Origin of the sequence: Enterobacter sp. HMSC16D10 (assembly GCF_001807145.1) — a bacterium.
GTDB lineage: Bacteria > Pseudomonadota > Gammaproteobacteria > Enterobacterales > Enterobacteriaceae > Enterobacter > Enterobacter roggenkampii.
In genome coordinates this window covers 41900-60705 of sequence record NZ_KV787833.1, presented here as the reverse complement: position 1 = coordinate 60705, position 18806 = coordinate 41900, and the positions used below count along the sequence as shown (strand labels likewise).

General features: G+C 45.2%; 17 protein-coding genes. 8 read left to right on the top strand and 9 right to left on the bottom strand.

Going from position 1 to position 18806, the window contains the following annotated elements; genetic code table 11:
* The first annotated feature begins 168 nt into the window (after nt 1-168).
* From silR to HMPREF3143_RS03195, 4 genes are all read left to right on the top strand, one after another.
* Nucleotides 169-849 carry a copper/silver response regulator transcription factor SilR gene (gene silR / locus HMPREF3143_RS03210; RefSeq protein ID WP_000697968.1) on the top strand — a complete coding sequence of 227 codons (681 nt, stop codon included), beginning with the start codon at nt 169-171 and terminating at the stop codon, nt 847-849.
* Nucleotides 842-2323 (top strand): copper/silver sensor histidine kinase SilS, encoded by a 1482-nt coding sequence (silS, locus tag HMPREF3143_RS03205; RefSeq protein WP_000555736.1) that lies wholly within the window; start codon nt 842-844, stop codon nt 2321-2323. The genes silR and silS overlap by 8 nt, the downstream gene beginning before the upstream one ends.
* Before the next feature lie 244 nt (nt 2324-2567).
* Complete coding sequence (silE, locus tag HMPREF3143_RS03200; RefSeq protein WP_000790485.1) at nt 2568-2999, top strand: silver-binding protein SilE; 432 nt, start codon at nt 2568-2570, stop codon at nt 2997-2999.
* Nucleotides 3000-3146: 147 nt separating this feature from the next.
* Nucleotides 3147-3497: a CopM family metallochaperone gene (locus tag HMPREF3143_RS03195; protein WP_000647571.1), complete on the top strand. Its 351-nt coding sequence runs from the start codon at nt 3147-3149 to the stop codon at nt 3495-3497.
* A gap of 168 nt (nt 3498-3665) precedes the next feature.
* Here HMPREF3143_RS03195 and HMPREF3143_RS03190 read toward each other — a convergent pair whose 3' ends face one another.
* The 8 genes from HMPREF3143_RS03190 to HMPREF3143_RS03150 form a co-directional block, all read right to left on the bottom strand.
* Nucleotides 3666-5492 carry an AAA family ATPase gene (locus HMPREF3143_RS03190; protein ID WP_001239419.1) on the bottom strand — a complete coding sequence of 609 codons (1827 nt, stop codon included), beginning with the start codon at nt 5490-5492 and terminating at the stop codon, nt 3666-3668.
* Between the two features lie 563 nt (nt 5493-6055).
* Nucleotides 6056-6355, bottom strand: coding sequence for a helix-turn-helix domain-containing protein (locus HMPREF3143_RS03180; protein WP_001097216.1), 300 nt, complete (start codon nt 6353-6355; stop codon nt 6056-6058).
* 352 nt (nt 6356-6707) lie between these two features.
* Complete coding sequence (locus HMPREF3143_RS03175) at nt 6708-7634, bottom strand: hypothetical protein (RefSeq protein ID WP_000262423.1); 927 nt, start codon at nt 7632-7634, stop codon at nt 6708-6710.
* Between the two features lie 11 nt (nt 7635-7645).
* Nucleotides 7646-9202 carry a TnsD family Tn7-like transposition protein gene (locus tag HMPREF3143_RS03170; protein ID WP_001324699.1) on the bottom strand — a complete coding sequence of 519 codons (1557 nt, stop codon included), beginning with the start codon at nt 9200-9202 and terminating at the stop codon, nt 7646-7648.
* 40 nt (nt 9203-9242) lie between these two features.
* Nucleotides 9243-10691, bottom strand: coding sequence for an ATP-binding protein (locus HMPREF3143_RS03165; RefSeq protein WP_001049180.1), 1449 nt, complete (start codon nt 10689-10691; stop codon nt 9243-9245).
* Entirely contained in the window at nt 10691-12814 is a 2124-nt protein-coding gene (locus tag HMPREF3143_RS03160) for a hypothetical protein (protein WP_001641527.1), read from the bottom strand. The genes HMPREF3143_RS03165 and HMPREF3143_RS03160 overlap by 1 nt, the downstream gene beginning before the upstream one ends.
* Nucleotides 12801-13643 carry a TnsA endonuclease N-terminal domain-containing protein gene (locus tag HMPREF3143_RS03155; protein ID WP_000090707.1) on the bottom strand — a complete coding sequence of 281 codons (843 nt, stop codon included), beginning with the start codon at nt 13641-13643 and terminating at the stop codon, nt 12801-12803. The genes HMPREF3143_RS03160 and HMPREF3143_RS03155 overlap by 14 nt, the downstream gene beginning before the upstream one ends.
* 142 nt (nt 13644-13785) lie before the next feature.
* Nucleotides 13786-14988 (bottom strand): BaiN/RdsA family NAD(P)/FAD-dependent oxidoreductase, encoded by a 1203-nt coding sequence (locus HMPREF3143_RS03150; RefSeq protein ID WP_070531849.1) that lies wholly within the window; start codon nt 14986-14988, stop codon nt 13786-13788.
* Nucleotides 14989-15216: 228 nt separating this feature from the next.
* Here HMPREF3143_RS03150 and pitA point away from each other — a divergent pair, with 228 nt between their 5' ends.
* The 3 genes from pitA to HMPREF3143_RS03135 all read left to right on the top strand — a co-directional run bounded on the left by pitA (nt 15217) and on the right by HMPREF3143_RS03135 (nt 17666).
* Entirely contained in the window at nt 15217-16716 is a 1500-nt protein-coding gene (gene pitA / locus HMPREF3143_RS03145) for an inorganic phosphate transporter PitA (protein WP_008503116.1), read from the top strand.
* Nucleotides 16717-16891: 175 nt separating this feature from the next.
* Entirely contained in the window at nt 16892-17281 is a 390-nt protein-coding gene (locus HMPREF3143_RS03140) for a polymorphic toxin type 44 domain-containing protein (RefSeq protein ID WP_032653914.1), read from the top strand.
* Entirely contained in the window at nt 17259-17666 is a 408-nt protein-coding gene (locus HMPREF3143_RS03135) for a hypothetical protein (protein WP_070531746.1), read from the top strand. Before HMPREF3143_RS03140 ends, HMPREF3143_RS03135 begins: the two co-directional genes overlap by 23 nt.
* Before the next feature lie 43 nt (nt 17667-17709).
* On the opposite strand, the gene uspB is transcribed toward HMPREF3143_RS03135, so the two are convergent.
* The gene (gene uspB / locus HMPREF3143_RS03130; protein ID WP_003861224.1) at nt 17710-18045 is read right to left on the bottom strand and encodes a universal stress protein UspB; all 336 of its coding nucleotides are present in this window, start codon (nt 18043-18045) and stop codon (nt 17710-17712) included.
* A gap of 283 nt (nt 18046-18328) precedes the next feature.
* Here uspB and uspA point away from each other — a divergent pair, with 283 nt between their 5' ends.
* Nucleotides 18329-18766, top strand: a complete 438-nt coding sequence (gene uspA, locus HMPREF3143_RS03125) for a universal stress protein UspA (protein WP_003861223.1) — start codon at nt 18329-18331, stop codon at nt 18764-18766.
* Nucleotides 18767-18806: the final 40 nt, after the last annotated feature.

Here is an 18806-nt window from a genome sequence, read left to right as displayed (position 1 = left end):
CCTGGTAAATGGTTCAAATGAAGTCCAGAGTATTGATAGGGGTACTTTACCTAACGCTCTCTGTTTGCCGGGTGACAGGATAATGACAATGTTGTCATTTTTGCTGTAATCCGTTGATAACGATCGTGGGCGCAATAGAATGACATTAGCAGCCAGCCGGGGAGCAAGATGAAAATATTGATCGTCGAAGACGAAATTAAAACAGGTGAATATCTCAGCAAAGGGCTTACAGAGGCAGGGTTCGTAGTGGATCACGCTGATAATGGTCTTACCGGATATCATCTCGCCATGACAGCCGAGTATGATTTAGTCATTCTGGATATCATGCTACCTGATGTGAACGGCTGGGATATCATCCGCATGCTGCGCACTGCCGGAAAGGGTATGCCGGTCTTACTGCTGACAGCCCTCGGCACGATCGAACATAGGGTCAAAGGACTGGAACTGGGTGCGGACGATTATCTGGTTAAACCCTTTGCGTTTGCCGAACTGCTCGCCCGGGTGAGAACCCTTCTGAGGCGGGGAAACACGATGATCACGGAAAGCCAGTTTAAGGTGGCTGACCTCTCGATTGATCTCGTATCCAGAAAAGTCAGTCGCGCCGGAAACCGCATTGTGCTCACCAGTAAAGAGTTCAGCCTGCTGGAATTCTTCATTCGCCATCAGGGAGAGGTTCTTCCCCGCTCCCTGATTGCCTCTCAGGTCTGGGACATGAATTTTGACAGCGACACTAATGCGATCGATGTCGCAGTAAAGCGACTCCGCGCTAAAATAGACAACGATTACGAGACAAAGCTGATCCAGACAGTCCGGGGCGTGGGCTACATGCTGGAGGTCCCGGATGCATAGCAAACCTTCCAGACGCCCTTTCTCACTCGCTCTGCGGCTGACCTTTTTTATCAGCCTGTCCACGATACTGGCTTTTATCGCATTCACCTGGTTTATGCTGCATTCTGTTGAAAATCATTTTGCCGAGCAGGATGTCAGCGATCTTCAACAAATCAGCACCACACTGAACCGTATACTGCAGTCCCCGGTGGATCCGGATGATAAAAAAATAAGCAAAATAAAGGAATCAATTGCCAGCTACCGCAACGTTGCCCTTTTGCTCCTCAATCCCAGGGGGGAAGTGCTCTTTAGCTCAGCTCAGGGGGCGGCACTACGCCCGGCAGTGAATTCAGCAGATTTTAGCGAGCACAGCCGCGCACGGGATGTCTTTCTCTGGACGGTGGAGGATCCTGCGGGACCGATGGATACCGGGTCCGAAATGAAGATGGAAACATACAGGATTATCGCCTCCTCTGGTCAGGCGATATTTCAGGGCAAACAGCAGAACTATGTCATGCTGACTGGCCTATCCATTAATTTCCATCTCCATTACCTCGATGCGCTGAAAAAGAACCTGATTGCGATTGCCGTCGTGATAAGCCTGTTGATTGTTCTGATCATTCGAATCGCTGTCCGTCAGGGGCACCTGCCCCTTCGTAATGTCAGCAATGCCATTAAAAACATCACCTCCGAGAATCTTGATGCGCGACTGGAACCGACACGCGTTCCCATTGAGCTGGAGCAACTGGTTATCTCGTTCAATCATATGATTGGAAAGATTGAGGATGTCTTTACCCGCCAGGCCAATTTCTCTGCCGATATCGCGCATGAGATCAGAACGCCCATCACCAATCTGGTGACGCAGACTGAAATCGCACTGAGTCAGGATCGAACACAGAGGGAACTTGAGGATGTCCTCTATTCCAGTCTTGAAGAGTATAACCGGATGACCAAAATGGTCAGCGATATGCTGTTCCTGGCACAGGCAGATAATAATCAGCTGATACCTGACAGGGTCATGTTTGACCTCAGAGCGGAAGTCATGAAAGTCTTCGAGTTTTTCGAAGCCTGGGCCGAAGAACGCAATATCACGCTCAAATTTAACGGGATGCCCTGCCTGGTTGAGGGAGATCCACAAATGTTCAGAAGGGCGATCAATAATCTGTTATCCAATGCCCTGCGTTATACCCCGGAGGGACAGGCAATCACCGTCTCAATAAGAGAGCAGGAGAGCTTTTTTGACCTTGTGATTGAAAATCCGGGGAAACCAATCCCTGAAGAGCATTTATCAAGGTTGTTTGACCGTTTTTATCGGGTGGATCCGTCCAGACAACGAAAAGGAGAAGGCAGCGGCATCGGCCTTGCGATTGTGAAGTCAATCGTGGAAGCACATCACGGAAGAGTGCAGGTGGAATCGGACGTACACTCAACGCGTTTTATCTTATCCGTGCCCAGACTGGAGAAAATGATTCCGGACACCCAGTGCTGGGAATAAAGATTTAAATGACAAAGATGTCATTAGCCTGTCATGCAGCAAACAGAAGCCATTCGATATAATTAGTGCAACTTATCAGGAAGGCTGGATTGCTTTATCAATATCCGGCGTCAGTGGACGCCAGGAAATGAATATCCAGTCCCCTCCCGGAGAAATAAACACTTCCGAACCTGTTTCAGTTATGGAACTGAAAACACCGGTTGTACTCCCCCGGACATCACTAATTAAGAAATGGAGAGTTATCATGAAAAATATCGTATTAGCATCCTTGCTGGGCTTTGGCTTAATTTCTTCGGCCTGGGCCACTGAAACCGTGAATATCCATGAGCGGGTCAACAATGCACAGGCACCTGCTCACCAGATGCAGTCTGCTGCGGCTCCTGTCGGGATCCAGGGGACTGCACCTCGTATGGCCGGTATGGACCAGCATGAACAGGCCATTATTGCTCATGAAACCATGACGAACGGGTCGGCGGATGCGCACCAGAAAATGGTGGAAAGTCATCAGAGGATGATGGGAAGTCAGACCGTTTCCCCTACCGGGCCGTCGAAGTCATTAGCGGCAATGAATGAGCATGAAAGAGCTGCAGTTGCCCATGAATTTATGAATAACGGTCAGTCTGGCCCACATCAGGCCATGGCCGAAGCGCATCGTCGCATGCTCAGTGCAGGCTGACGGCGAGGGAAGTATCTGTGCTGTCCTTATTTCCTTGATAGATTTTTCCGTAACCGGATATATGGCAACATCTTTGCCCCCTACAGGGGGCATTTTTATCAGATTCTGCTACAGTTAACGGGCATCAACGCTAAAAGGATATTTTTTATGAAAGCCAGAAACACTTTATTTGCAGTATTAATGTTATCCCTGCCAGCGATTTCAGCAGAACATTCAGAAATGAAAATGACTGATATGTCTACCTCGGCTTCGTCACAGGAATATATGGCTGGCATGAAAGACATGCATGACAAAATGATGGCTGCCGTAAATGAGTCCGATCCCGACAAGGCTTTTGCGAAAGGCATGGTAGCGCACCATGAAGGGGCAATAGCAATGGCTGAGACCGAGCTCAAATACGGAAAAGATCCGAAAATGAGAAAGCTCGCGCAGGACATCATTAAAGCTCAAAAAGGTGAAATTGAGCAGATGAATAAATGGCTTGATAGTCAAAAGTAAACATTGTAGAAATGTCACGACAAGCGTGATTTTACATCGTTCCTGGGCGCGGGAGTCGGTTAATCTTTATATAATTCAAACCCGATTAATTTCGGGTTTTTACTACTCTGTACTCCGGTCCTTTGTTGAGGACCGGAATATATGCACCTGAGATGCTTATTTAATACATTATCTCGTCATGGATACAATGTCGCTCAGGATCTCAACCAGCTCGCTTCTCTCCTGCGTTCCGTCATGATAGGTTGATCTTGAGATGATTCTTTCTGATGTCATCTGAGGCCAGAATTTATCTAGTACATTATCGGGTTTCATTCCCACAGCCCGGCCGATTATTTTTTTAGCGTCACAGGTGTCCGTAAACGTGACGGCTACACCAGTAATTTCCTCGATAAGATCCGGGCACAGATAGTTTTCTATCTCACGTTTGCGCGTAGCGAAAAATACCTTACCGGCCTCCTCTACTTCTTTTTTACGCTTCTGGATGGACAGAACCTGTGCAGGGTCTCCCCCAATATCGGAGTCCAGAAATACGCACCAGGGAAGCCCCAGATCTTTGGCCAGATTCAATGTAACCCAGTGTTTGACGCTACCACACCCTCCTATGAGGACTGGCACTATTTTCACGTCCTCCAGAGAGGCTGGCAGCGCACCTGACTGTTTTAATGAACTGGCCGCATGCCTCAGGAAAGTAACATCCGACTTTCCCTCTACCAGAACAATCCCCTGCGCCCTTTCCATACCGGTCTCTGGCAGCACCCCCAGGCTTTCAGTGGCTTCCTTCAGCACTGCGTCATCCGGCATTTTTACTACGGGTTCACCCGCCTCATTTCGGGTAACATAACGTACGCCTTCGACAGGGATTAATCCGGCCAGCGCCGGGACATGGGTGGTGACGATAATCTGACGGTGCGGCTGGCCTGCCAGTGCCAGTAACGCTTTCATCAGCATCATCTGATAGTTCGGATGCTGTGACGTTTCAGGCTCCTCTATGGCATAAATCACATTTCTGGGCGTCCCCGCGACATTCTTTTCAGCCTCAGCCCGAAAAAAATTCAACAGGATAAGCCTCCTTATCCCGCTGCCGCGCTTATTGATGGGGATGCCATTTTCCCCGTCCAGGGTGAAATTGAAGGTCCACTTGGGTTTCTCCTTAAATCGTGGAGTCAGTTCACTGGCGAGTTCGGGGGCCATTTCACGTAATTTATCCAGCGTTCTCTGTGCGACATCCAGGACGCTGTCCTGAATCTCATTTTCCAGCGCTGTAATTTTGTCCTGCAGCGCAGCCTGAGCGTCTTTTACGGCCTGCTGTAAGGGGTTTTTAGCTTCGGAATCCCCGTCGCTGCTTTCCCTGTCGGCTTTGAAAATCGCATACGTGGGCAGCAAATCGAGGATCTTACCCCATAATGATTTTGTGTCGGTTCCGAACTCTTTATCGACATCCAGCATAATTTCCGAACAGGTATAGGGGGCTGCGGCTTCCCTGATGGCCTGACGCCATAACGATGCAGTGCGTTTATCCGCCACATTTTTTTCAACTTCTTTTCCCACCGCCTTGAGCTCAGAAATTTTCATGCCCAGTAAATTTCTCAGGGGCTCCTCATCCGGGTGGATGCAGCGGATGCAGGTCTGCTCCGGTTTTCCTGAGGTCGTTGCTTTAAACGTTTTGACGATTTCAAAATTGCCGTCCTCATTCAGCAGATGTTCTGAGGCGAGCGTGGTCTGCACCCTGTCGTCGATCATGATAAAATCGGGCAGGTCATCAAATTCACAGGCTATTTCAAAACGGCCGTCCCCTTCTCTTAGGCTGAAACAGTTCATGTCATTCTTGTCAGCCTTCATTCCTTCTGTTTCAAAAAAAATAGCCAGCGCTTCCAGAAGCGTTGATTTCCCAAAGTCATTACGACCGACAATACCCGTCATGCTTTCATCAATAATGATTTCAGTAGAGTTTCTGTAGCCTCTGAAGTTTTTCAGTTTTAATTTTCTGAGCCGCATATGAAGTCCTGTGTGTAAGAAAGCGTTTTGCTGCAACCTGAATACAAAATATATTTTCAAATGCCTGCCAACAAGCAGGGATAACCGTTATTCAGAATATCTTAACGACATTTCGGGATTATGATCTGGTCGCGCTTTCAGAACTTTACTGCCCCTCAAAACACCGGAAACTAACTTGTGGTTGGTTACATGGCAAAGTTAAAACTCCAGAATCACGGGTAATGATTTCAATGCTTATTATATTTTTTGGAATTGACTCATGAGCTTTATAATTTAAATGATAATAATAACCATTCTTTTATGCGTAATATTTGCTACTGACACTGATGAATTTAAAAGAAGATAGATTTTCATTTACGGATTATTTCCTAAATTCATCGATAATGTGATCGACATAAAATTTTCACTGAAGAATGAAGAGATAATTTAAGGCCGAGCGAAATAGCTCAAAATGGTGTATTTAACATAACAGAAGAAATGAAAGGCTCTATCGCAACCTGATACTTCAGGCCGCTAAGGGGTTAATCTTGTTGAAGAAAAATTAGACCGGGAAGCGCCAGGCGTCACCATTTCTCCCGCCTGGCTGGAAGTGAAGAATAATTGTGCATAGCTCCGTATTCGGGCTTTGCATCTGACAATGGTTCCCTGGATGAAAGTACGATCTCCACTCCAAGGACGCTGAACACCCTAAACAAACGCTCAAAACCCGCACTTGCAGGGTTGGCCTCTAGTCGGGCATAAGTTTGCTGTGTTATACCCAAACGTTCAGAAACATCTTTTTGCGTCAGTCCATTGGCTTTGCGAAAGCCGATTAAAACAGGACGTAACTGATTCAAAGTCTTCAAAGCGTATTGAGTGTTCATAAGTGACCTTCCGTATCGACGAGTTAACAAGCATAACGCAGGGATTTACAGCATATAGGCTGTAATGCTCATTAACAGACTATAGGCTGTAATACGAATCCTGCCAAGATGCGGCATCTTTCAAATACAAGGCCGTATTGGGTAAGCAGTACACCGTTATATAGCACCCCTTGCCCCTTTGCTGGAGAGGGACCCACGTGATCGCAGGTCTTTTAGACGTTGTTGCTAACCGGCATCATACACAGGTGGTAACCCCCAGGGAAACTCTATGAGTGATAATTTATTCCTGCCCCAGTCAAAATATAAAACCTTATCTAACTAGCTTTCTTAGTATTTTATAAATGAAGTGAAATTAGCGAAGAAGTTTTACATTGTAAAGTGAGCAAAAATATTTACCATTCAACTGGCAAAATTTACAATCTGCAGCCCTTAGCCTGAGAAAATGCACATTAACAGAATAATCATCAAGTCCGATAGAGGCATAACTTACGTCCTCAAAAATATCAGAAATAAATGAGTTGAAATTACAAAAATTAACTTCACTTAACATCTTGAACACCGCAGAAATATATCTATCATGCATTATCTTGACTTCGATAACCTTAGATAAACTTGAATGCGACTTACATTTGAAGAGATCAAAGAGAAAGTAAATCAGCATATTTTTATTGTCCGAAATCCATTTTAAAATTTTATTACGTGCACATGGTAATATATACACTGGATTTTTGAAAGGGTTTGAAACGTCAACCACAAGGGAACAATAACCATGAGGATTTATTCCACTTATAATTAAGTCACTAAGTCCTTTCACTGCATTCAAATAGTTATCAAAACAAACCTCATATAAACTGGTACTATGAACTGCACATTTAGATTCAAACAACCATCTATGACGCAGATAACCAATGCCTTTAGAGTGTATATCTTCAACAATACATTTGTGACAGTAACGAATGTTTGAGATGTTTACCAATGGATATGAATTAGTTATGTGAAAATTTTTCCGACAGGCATCTTCAACAGCGTTAAAATACCCGTAAACACCAGAAGATAACGACACTATATTGGAAGTTAGTATATAACCATTTCTAGTGGCAAGAATGTCATATATATCCTGCAAGCTATGCAATTTGTACATATCAATCAGTTCGAAACGAGGAAAGGCATCGTACCTTAGTGCGCCATGCTTTGATATTATGTTCCTGCAATTGGATAAGTTATACATTATCTGTGAACGCAGAAGAAAACTGTGCCACAATTCATTTTCGTAAACCATATAACTCCCTCTTATTTAATTAGTTCCATTTTTCTGAGAAGTATCATTGTCATTGGTAGTTTATCTCTGTATTTCAAAAGCCAGCCATGCCCTCCCAGTAAAGCATCTAGACTTGTAAGTGACATCGAGTACTGCCCCTGAGATAAAACATCATTTATTAATGATGATGAGATAATATCTCTCTCGCTCCAGTCTACTCTTTTATTTTTATAGCATCGTATTGTTTTAGGAAGACAGGAATTAAGCCAGTCACATTCATGTTTATTTAGCCAATAGAAACTTGCATAACAACTTTCTTTGACTAACTTTCGTGTTATAGAAACGGATTGATTATGTATAAATCTTAATATTTTCTGCTTATGACGCCGTCTTAAAGAATCTTTTTTACATTTTTTACGCCATGAGCATAAACCGTAACAAGATGAAATTACAGAGGATACAGCTCCTTCCGATAATGAGTTTTTCTCAGCTATGGATGCCAGACTAAACCCCCTTACAGCCATAGACTTGATAAGCAATTCAGTGAATATATTAATTTTTGTGTTTCGCTTAAACGCCCTCAGGTATTTTTTATAAATAAGTGTTTTAATGTAACATCTGCTGCGACTAAATTCCTTCCCAAGGTTGCTAACACTAGTATTATTTTCAACTATATGAAAACTGTATTTCTTATGACTTTTAAAGATTTCTTTCTTTTTATTAGTACGACTTCCTGCATACGTTGGCCAGCAAGTATTTAACAAACAATAACAAAGCAAAAGATGCTTTGTGGGATGCTGACAACATTTGTCTTTGAGTATAGGCTCCCAGTAATGATAATCAGTTAGGGATGTTGGTATAAGTCCCGATGAACCCTCCCCAAATAACTGGCACTTAGCATAAACATGTGCGTAGAATACATTTTTCTTTAAATTTCCATCCAATGATAATAAATTCAACTTTTTAAGTACATCCATGTAATTGGGGTGTGTAATATCTTTTCTTCTGATTATATTTAGGGACTCATAACAAAACTTAGCAAAATCGAAGTCTATCTCATTGCTAAGTTGTTCTGTATACGAAACAGGAGGCATCAGTCCAATACGTATGTGCGGTGAAGAAGGGACATGGATGCTTTCAAGCGCTACCGGATGCCGATGGCAGGTTGTAACCCCATGAAGCTGATGCGCCAGATGCCAATAAGTAACACCATAATGAAAAGTATCTTCACGAGCGCAAACCGGGCAAAACTTCAATAGTGTGCGCTGCCCTAGTGAAAAATTACTAAGGCGGCACAATCGATTAAGCCTGGCAGGGGTCGTGTTGAAATCCATAATTTCATTACGACTGATTGGTAGTGCCCAGGCAAAAAGAGGGAGTAAAGTCTGTTCATGCCAGAGCTGATCTGCACTTTCGGATGTATGAAGAGAAATAGCCTTTAATCCTGAATTGAGAATTGGATGGACGTTCATATCAGGTTTGTTGAAAATGATCGTTAACAGAGAAGATGGGGACATACCGTACACGGTAGTTGTCCGACAAAACCGGCTGAACAAGGATTCATCAGGCAAAACAGGCAACATTCTCATTTCCCACACCTCTCTTTGACCGTTACGAACTGTTACCTCATTACAATTTATTAAGTGGATCTATATTTATAAGCCCGCAACGCTGAAGAGCATCGTAGGTATTTTTCTTTTCAGCTGTTCTGTTGATAACAAGATCGTGGTCAAGAGACAGTATTTTCTCGTCGAAATTGCGCAAAACCTCGTCTATTTTTCCTACGAATTCCTTGTGCTGTGGCCTGTCTATATCCCCAGGGATCAAAGACTTTAGGGACTTCTCTGCCATGATTTTAGCCGAAGCATCACCCTCATTAGATGCAGAGAGCCATTTAGCTTCCTCATCTTCAGTCGCGGCCCCCGGGAGTGGAGTATCCTTATATTCCTCCGTATGACTCACGAGTACCGGTACAGAGGCCGACAAGACTGCGCCAGTGATGATTTCATTGCCGCTACCGATAACCTTTAATTGTGCCCCCCGATAAATCATCTGAGCCAATCCAATATTGCCTTTAGATAAAATGAATAATTTTTCGTTTAACTCATCATTTAATGGAGTTTCAACATTTGTCCATTGTAATGGCCATAAATAATGAATAAACGATTGCCAGTCTTGTGAATCGTATCTAACATTCTTAATTTTCATGTAACCACCAGACTCTGCCCGCCTGGCAATTCTCATTTTCTTTGTCAGCGTCTCGTCAAAAGGATGATTTCCACAAAAAACCATAGATACCCCCATGGAATCTACAATTTCATGTAAAAAATCAATCAACTTACTCTCACCCCCGGTTCTTGAAAATTTAAGCCTCTGCATTTCATCAATAACAAGGATACCCAAAAATGATGATTTAATTCTTTGTGCAATCTGGCGAGCCAGAGCACCATTTCTAATCTCAGGTGTAGTTCGTTCAATACCAATTGCATCATCTAATTTTTGTAAAATCTCTTCACAAAGGTCTCTCACACTTGAATTGTATGGACAATTAATCTTTACCCATACAATTTGCTTACTGAAGCCGGGAAAAACTCCTTTATAGCTGCTGTGTTCTATAATCTGAGGGAAATGATCCATGACTTGCTCAATCATGGTAGTTTTTCCAGAACCACTCATTCCAACTATCGTAATAGTTTCAGCCTGGGATTTAAAATATCCACTTTCTGGCTCAATATCAGGACGCTCATTTCCATAGTAATGAAGATATTGAATTGTTCCGCTTTTTAAAGGATTACGAGCTGCATAGCTTTCCCTAAGTGCCCGTAAGATCATCTTATAAGCCTGGATAAGATTGGTTTGAGGGCAACGGAATTTCTTTATACGTTCGACATACTGCTCTCTAACATTCGCCGGGGCAGTCCAGCGGATTTTTTCGTCAATTTCGGGGAAATAACTCATTTCCAGAAGTACTTCATCTTCCGTAAGCGCTTCAGGAAGTGCTTCAATTAAGGGATTGCCACGATACTCAGGTAACTCCTGTTCTTTATATATCGCTGAAACGCGCCGTATAAGATTCATTATTCTGCGTCCTCAGTCTTCTTCTTACCTTTTAACCATCTTTGTTTCTCCTCCCGGCCAGGCAAAAGCAGAACATTACTGGATGAAGGAAGTAGGGGTTCAGATCTTCCATTAGCAACATGAGTTCGCCCTAATGAATCAAGTTCATTTTTCCTGTTCTTTTTAATATCTTTACCATGTACCCGGCGAGATTCGTATATTTCATTTAATCTTTCGTTACCTTTCCTGTTAAATTCATCTTTATTATTGATATTGCTGAGCGAATCCAGAGTAAATAAATTAATTTCTTTTTGAGTATCTACCCAATCAGCCATTACATCTGTATCAAGATGAGCTTTCCCTTTAAATACATCTCTTTTCTTAAGTAGGTAATGTTTTTTGAAAATGCTATTTTTGTCAAATCTTACATATATATAATCTACGCAATTGTCATCTATTCTTGCTTCACAAGTGGTTCTTCCAAATACTCTGACACCTGATGCAATTTCAGGATCACATTCATAAAAAAGATTATTGTACTGAATCCCACCGGCGGTAATGTTAGCGTTCACAGGGATTAACAATCGTGCGATCACTTCGTCGGCCCCAACGGCTCTTGCGCTGAATCTCCCGTGCTTTAAGCTTATCATCCAACTATTTTTTGGTGATATTACGAGATCATTTTCAATCAGTAAGGGATTGATATAAGCCAGTTCCTCATACGTTCTCTGATTATGTGCAAGTATCTCCCGAATCAGTAAAGACGTGACCTCCTGAATCGTTAAACAAGCCCTGGATTGCGGTATTGGCTCTCCTTTAACAATCTTTCCCCTTCGTGTTGTTCCAATAAGCCTATGAATAACCTCATCATTCAGAATGCCGAAACAGCGTTCAACAATGCTTTTTCTGTCGCCTCTACCGACTGGCGCAAACTCAAGTTTTGTCAGGGGGGTCATCTCTTCCTGAGGTTTAAGACCAATCATCTCCCCGTTGTCACACATCAATGTTAATGGAATGTGAGAACAAGGCCAATCATCATCAGTAATAGAGATTCCAAATAATCTACAATATTCTTTTTTTGGCATAAAGCAATTTGCTAACGCTTGTCGGGCGGCTCGCCATGAAGCATGGTATAAAGAAACATGAAGGCCAACAATCATTCTTGTTGCACGATCCACCACTGTATAAATAGTAGGACGCCCAATGACTTTTCGTCTGTTTAAACTCGAAATAAGATGTACATCAGCGACAGTTGAGTCTATTTCGAAAACATCACCCGGCAAAACAGTTGTATTAGCCACACTACCTAAAAGCGCCCGCATTTTGAGGTCTATTTCTTTTTTCGTGTTCTTCTTATTTATCGAGAAATCTTTAGTGAAGAGTTTTTTATTCCAGTATGAAAATTGTTTTAAAGAAGGAACATATGGAGCTCTATTTTCTAGGTTTGCTGTTTTAATTTCATCCCTAAAATACAAATCAATATGTCTCTCTAATGTTTTCTTTATCGTATCTCCGTTAACTTTATAATGATACGTAATGAGAGATTTTCTAATATTATTTATATCTCTTTCATTAAGAATGAAAACACGTGATCGTTCATTAGGTAATGCTCTGTTTTTTTTGGAATTCCCAAGTTTAATTTCATGTTTGATTCTACTTTTCCCAGCGGCGCCACAGTTCGAGAATGCGGGTAGCAATGCATAAATATCCTGCCCATGTCGCCAATACAACGCCAGAAGCGTTCTGATAGTATATTGTGATATTTTTTTATTTCTTGAGTAATCCATTAAAAGGTGCGACTTTTTATGTAATGCATAGTCGAACAGAAACATTCTGTCATCTACAAGATCTTTAATGATATTGTAATTTTCATCTCGCCTTCCTCTGTCTTTATCTGTTAATTCTTTCTCATCTACTAACATATATGAAGGATATATATAATCTTTACAAGTTATGCTATTTGATTCAATATAATATTTAAACATTGAAAATGAGAAAGGGATTGGCTTACCCGTTCTTTCTGATTTTATTTTAAACAAAATTAACAAATCGACCTTTCTGTCAAAATCCAAAACACGGTAAAGTCCCTCTGCAAGCAAATCAGTGCCTTGAGAGAGCCAGACTGAATTCCTAATAATATCCATTTGCGTTCAGTCCTATATAGTGGTCATTGGAAATTATCTTTATCAGACCGGTTTCGAGTATTGGATATGATAAATCAACATTTATCATTTTTAATCCAATCATTGCCTGCAATAACATCATCGCTTCTTGTGCATCTACCCCAAAGATTGATGAAATCATTGCACGTAGTCCTACTATGGGATAAACATCTGGTTTAAGCTTCCATAGGATTTTATCAAGAGGATATTTATCATAAAATTCAGAACCATCTCTTAATACAGAAGTAGCCCAGCAAATGTTTTTACCGACGACGTTATTGAGTTCCGAGCCAACATAAATTTGAAACTCAACATCAATCAACTGCCAAAACATCCTCTCTATTTCAAGTTTTTGGGCTTCGCGTTCAGGTATGCTCTCGTTATGTTTTACTGCTATAGCTTTGTATCGAAGTCCGCCTTCAGGAGTTCTCAAGGTCAGTAAAAAATCGGTTGTCATAACATTCAGAACTTCGACAGGTACTCCTCTTACTCCCCTCACCATAGGATGTTGAAAATGTAGATGATTTGCTATTTGTTGGGTAAGCCGGAGAGGAAAGAGTGGGAATTGTTCCCGGATATCAATCACCGAGTCATTAAACTCAGCCAGATAGAAAAAGTTACTTTCGACAGAAGAAAGGAGATGATGGTTTCGAAACGTCTTAAGGCCAAAGACTATCGAACGGTTTCCACGGGATTTAACGTCCTGAGCTCTAAGCCAGGGCTGATAACTTTGGCCATAGCCCACTCCTATGCCGTCACCTAGCGCATTTTCATAATCCAAATAGGATTTGAGACGCCTACCCCTAGCCATGATCGTACCCTAAAAACGACATTGATACGTACCTATATGTGCATTTTATAGTCTCCAACCCTATAACCACACATTCAGTAAGTATACAACATTAGCGTCGTTTTTTGAGAATGGTTACAACTTTAGTGCTTTGTGTACAACTTTATTGTCCTCGGACATCTGCCAGCGCCTGAGCACATGCCCAGGCACTTGCCCAAGCCCACTGGAAGTTGTATCCGCCGAGCCAGCCGGTCACATCCATCACTTCGCCAATAAAATAGAGCCCCGGCACGTTGCGCGCTTCCATGGTGCGGGAAGAGAGCTCGTTCGTGTCGACCCCGCCCAGCGTGACTTCCGCGGTGCGGTAACCTTCCGTGCCGTTTGGCTGCACGCGCCAGTTTGTCAGGGTCTCCACCAGCGTCTCCTGCTCGCGGCTGTTAAGCTGCTTAAGCGACACGTCGGGGATCTGCCCCAGCACCTGCAAACACTCCACCAGACGCTTCGGCAGCTGCATTGCCAGCGTGTTTTTCAGGCTTTGATTCGGGTGTGCGGTACGCTGCTCGTTGAGGAACGCATCGAGATCGCAGTCCGGGAGCAGGTTAACCGTGACAAACTCCCCCGGCTGCCAGTAGCTGGAGATTTGCAGTACCGCCGGGCCGGAGAGGCCGCGATGGGTAAAGAGCAGGTTTTCGCGAAACACCGTGCCGTCTTCGGCGGTGATAACAGAGGGAACAGACACGCCAGACAGCGTCTGAAGCTGTTCCAGAAGCGGTTTATGCAGCGTGAACGGCACCAGCCCGGCGCGCGTAGGCAGGACTTTCAGGCCAAACTGCTCGGCGATTTTATAGCCGAACGGGGAAGCGCCCAGCCCCGGCATAGACAGGCCGCCGCTGGCAATCACCAGATTATCGGCGCTGACGGTTTCACCGTTGAGCTGCAGCGTGTAGCCCTGGTCATCGCGGGAAACGTCCAGCACTTCGGTGCGCAGGCGCATGACCACGCCGCCCTTCTCGCACTCGGCCACCAGCATATCGACAATCTGCTGGGCGGAGTCGTCGCAGAACAGCTGGCCCAGCGTCTTCTCATGCCATGCGATACCGTGCTTACCCACCAGGTCGATAAAGTCCCACTGGGTGTAACGCGCCAGCGCAGATTTACAAAAATGACGGTTTTGGCTCAAATAGGCCGCGGGTTCAACATACAGGTTAGTAAAGTTGCAGCGCCCGCCGCCGGACATCAGGATCTTGCGGCCTGGCTTTTTACCGTTATCCAGCAGCAGCACGCGACGACCCGCCTGTCCGGCCATTGCCGCACAAAACATACCCGCCGCACCGGCGCCAATTACCACGGCATCAAACCTTTCCACGTCAAAACCCTCTTTGTTAACTGCCGCGGATTGTAAAGTTTCCTCTGTGGTCACACCAGCGTAAAAAGACATTACAAAGCCATTCCATTGAAATTTAAAGAATATCCTTTCAGGCACTTTTCTCAATTCAGGTGGTATGTCAAAAAAAGTCTATATTTCACTTTGCCCGTTGCGCATTTGTCCTGGATAATGCGCCGCGTTCATGTCCTCAAAATGGCGTAACGTCCTATGCTACATTTGTTTGCCGGCCTGGATTTACATACCGGGCTTTTACTCTTGCTTGCTCTGGTTTTTGTACTGTTTTACGAAGCGATCAACGGCTTCCACGACACTGCAAACGCAGTAGCGACGGTTATCTACACTCGCGCAATGCGATCGCAGCTTGCGGTTGTTATGGCGGCGGTATTTAACTTTTTTGGTGTCCTCCTGGGCGGACTGAGCGTTGCGTATGCGATTGTGCATATGCTGCCAACAGATCTGCTGCTTAACGTAAGTTCTGGCCATGGCCTCGCTATGGTGTTCTCAATGCTGCTTGCTGCAATTATCTGGAACCTCGGTACCTGGTATTTCGGCCTGCCTGCATCCAGTTCTCACACCCTCATCGGCGCGATTATCGGTATCGGGTTAACCAACGCCCTCATGACCGGTACATCGGTTGTTGATGCGTTAAATATCCCGAAAGTACTGGGGATCTTTGCCTCTCTCATCGTCTCCCCTATCGTGGGTCTGGTGGTGGCGGGCGGGCTGATCTTCATCCTGCGTCGTTACTGGAGCAATACCAAAAAACGCTCCCGTATTCACCTGACGCCGGCAGAGCGTGAAAAGAAAGACGGCAAGAAAAAGCCGCCATTCTGGACGCGTATTGCCCTGATCATTTCCGCTATCGGCGTGGCTTTCTCACACGGCGCGAACGATGGTCAGAAAGGAATTGGTCTGGTGATGCTGGTACTGATCGGTGTTGCTCCGGCAGGCTTCGTGGTTAACATGAACGCCTCCGGCTACGAAATCACCCGTACCCGCGATGCGGTCAACAACGTTGAAACTTATTTCCAGCAGCACCCTGAACTGCTGAAAAAAGCGACCGGCGTTGACCAGTTAATCCCGTCTCCGGAAGCGGGTGCCACGACTGCGCCAGGCGAGTTCCACTGCCATCCGGCAAACGCGATTAACGCGCTGGAACGTGCGAAAGGCATGCTGGGCAATATCGAAAGCTATGACAAACTGACCGTTGAGCAGCGTGGTCAGCTGCGTCGCATTATGCTGTGCATCTCTGATGTGACGGATAAAGTGGCGAAGCTGCCAGACGTGAATGCTGACGACCAGCGTCTCCTGAAGAAACTGAAAGGCGATATGCTCAATACCATTGAGTACGCGCCAATCTGGATCATCATGGCGGTCGCACTGGCACTCGGTATCGGTACGATGATTGGCTGGCGCCGCGTGGCGACCACCATCGGCGAGAAGATCGGTAAGAAAGGCATGACCTATGCGCAGGGTATGTCCGCGCAGATGACGGCGGCAGTGTCTATCGGTCTGGCGAGCTACACCGGTATGCCGGTATCCACCACCCACGTACTCTCCTCGTCCGTGGCAGGTACCATGATTGTTGACGGTGGCGGCCTGCAGCGCAAAACCGTGACCAACATTCTGATGGCCTGGGTGTTCACCCTTCCGGCGTCCATCCTGCTGTCTGGCGGGTTGTACTGGATTTCGCTGAAGCTGATTTAATCGGTTAAAGGCGACAAAAAAGCGGGTCAGGAAACTGACCCGCTTTTTTTATGGCTGTTAGTTGCAATCGGAAAGTGTATAACATCAGGATTTCCCTGAACATTTTTTGCCCAACGAAATTGCGCAGGTAATACTATGATGGCGATCGGAAGAAAAACCAGACAAAGGAGAATGTATGGCTTCTGTCCCTCTTTCAGGACCAGGTTCAATGGTTATAGCAAACAACATGCGTGAAGCACGCCTTCATGGCATGTCGCGTAATATGGCCACGCCTTCAACGTATTACTGGTTCTACCAAAAAGTACGAAATGGTGGTCCCTGGGATTACAAGAAATTCGACCCTTATTTTGCTGCATTTGGAAATTTCAACTTCGGAGCCGCCGGGACTGCAGCAGGAATTCCTGCAAACATCCTGCTTATGGGCGCTGGCTGGGCTCAAGGCCGTGCTGGCACGTCAAAACCTGAATGGGGAAAATGGTACGAAAAGCCGCCTTACGGGGACGATCCAACGGACCAACGCAATATCAGAGAAGGAATAGAGTATGCCATTCAAAACGGCTACTAAATGGATTCATCGCCTTGTTACCGTTTCGCTTCTGGCGCTGGTCATTGGATTTTTGTGGCTCAACCACCAGCCCAACCGGCAAGAGAGCGATGAATTACAACACGTTTATAAATTATCTGACAGCGTCTGGCTCTATATGACCGTGAACAATCAGGGTGACGCAACCGTACCCACAATCTACCGTTACTATCTCTCGGAAAAGATAACAGGGAAAGACACCGACATTATCCATCAGTTGGCTAAGAAGCATCCTGTCATTGAAGGTACGGGTACAATTACTGCGGCCAGCATTGATACAAACGGAAACGTTAACATCGCCTATAGCGGGAAGGTTACTTCGATTGAGACCAATCTCTCCAATCTGAGGTTCTCAGTTAAGCCTTGAACCAGCGAAAAGAAGGCGGGGTTGACCCCGCCTGCTGTGATGCTCAGTGCCAAATCATCAATGCAATCATACTGACGACGACCAGCCCGCACAGGGCACTGGTCAAAATGAACTGACGACGCAGGCGCTCGCAGCGACGGATAAATTCTTCATCGTGATGATCGCGGTAGCGCTGGTAGTAGATATATCCCACCAGACGCATCTGTTTGCTGGGCTGTCCATGCGAGGTGAAGAACCCTCCACCGTCCACATACTGATAAAGCAACGGATCGCAACCACGAAGTACCACTAACAGCGCACGTAACGATGAGAAGTAGCGCGCCATATTCACTATGCAAACTACGCATAACGCCCAAAACAATGCGACGGTGCTAATCATACATCCTCCCCGGCGTCCGCCCACGAAGCAAGGCTTCTGAGCTACCGCACCCCAATGCCCTGACAGACAGTTCAGTGAAAGAATGACCAAAAGTCGATCCGGTTCGCGTTTTAATATCCGAACGGCTCATTTAATAGTGTAGGAGATCCGTTAATTTTTTTGCCACAAGGTTAATCGTTATCAACACCAAAGCTTGAAAAATATGTTTAACTGGGCCGTAATGAAAGCATCAGACGACGGCTTTCCCATTTAGTCATCGATAACTTAAGGAAGGAGTAACACTATGGCTTACAAACACATTCTCATCGCGGTAGACCTCTCCCCGGAGAGCAAAGTGCTGGTTGATAAAGCGGTATCCATGGCACGTCCCTACAACGCGAAAGTTTCGCTGATTCACGTTGATGTGAATTACTCCGACCTCTACACCGGTCTGATCGACGTCAATCTGGGCGATATGCAGAAGCGTATCTCCGAAGAGACGCACCACGCCCTGAGCGAACTGTCCACCAACGCGGGCTACCCGATTACCGAAACCCTGAGCGGCAGCGGCGACCTGGGCCAGGTATTGGTTGATGCGATCAAGAAATACGACATGGACCTGGTGGTGTGCGGTCACCATCAGGACTTCTGGAGCAAGCTGATGTCTTCCGCGCGCCAGCTGATTAATACCGTTCACGTGGATATGCTGATTGTTCCACTGCGTGACGAAGAAGACGAGTAAGTGCAAAAAAGCCCGGTGGCGCTAACGCTTACCGGGCCTA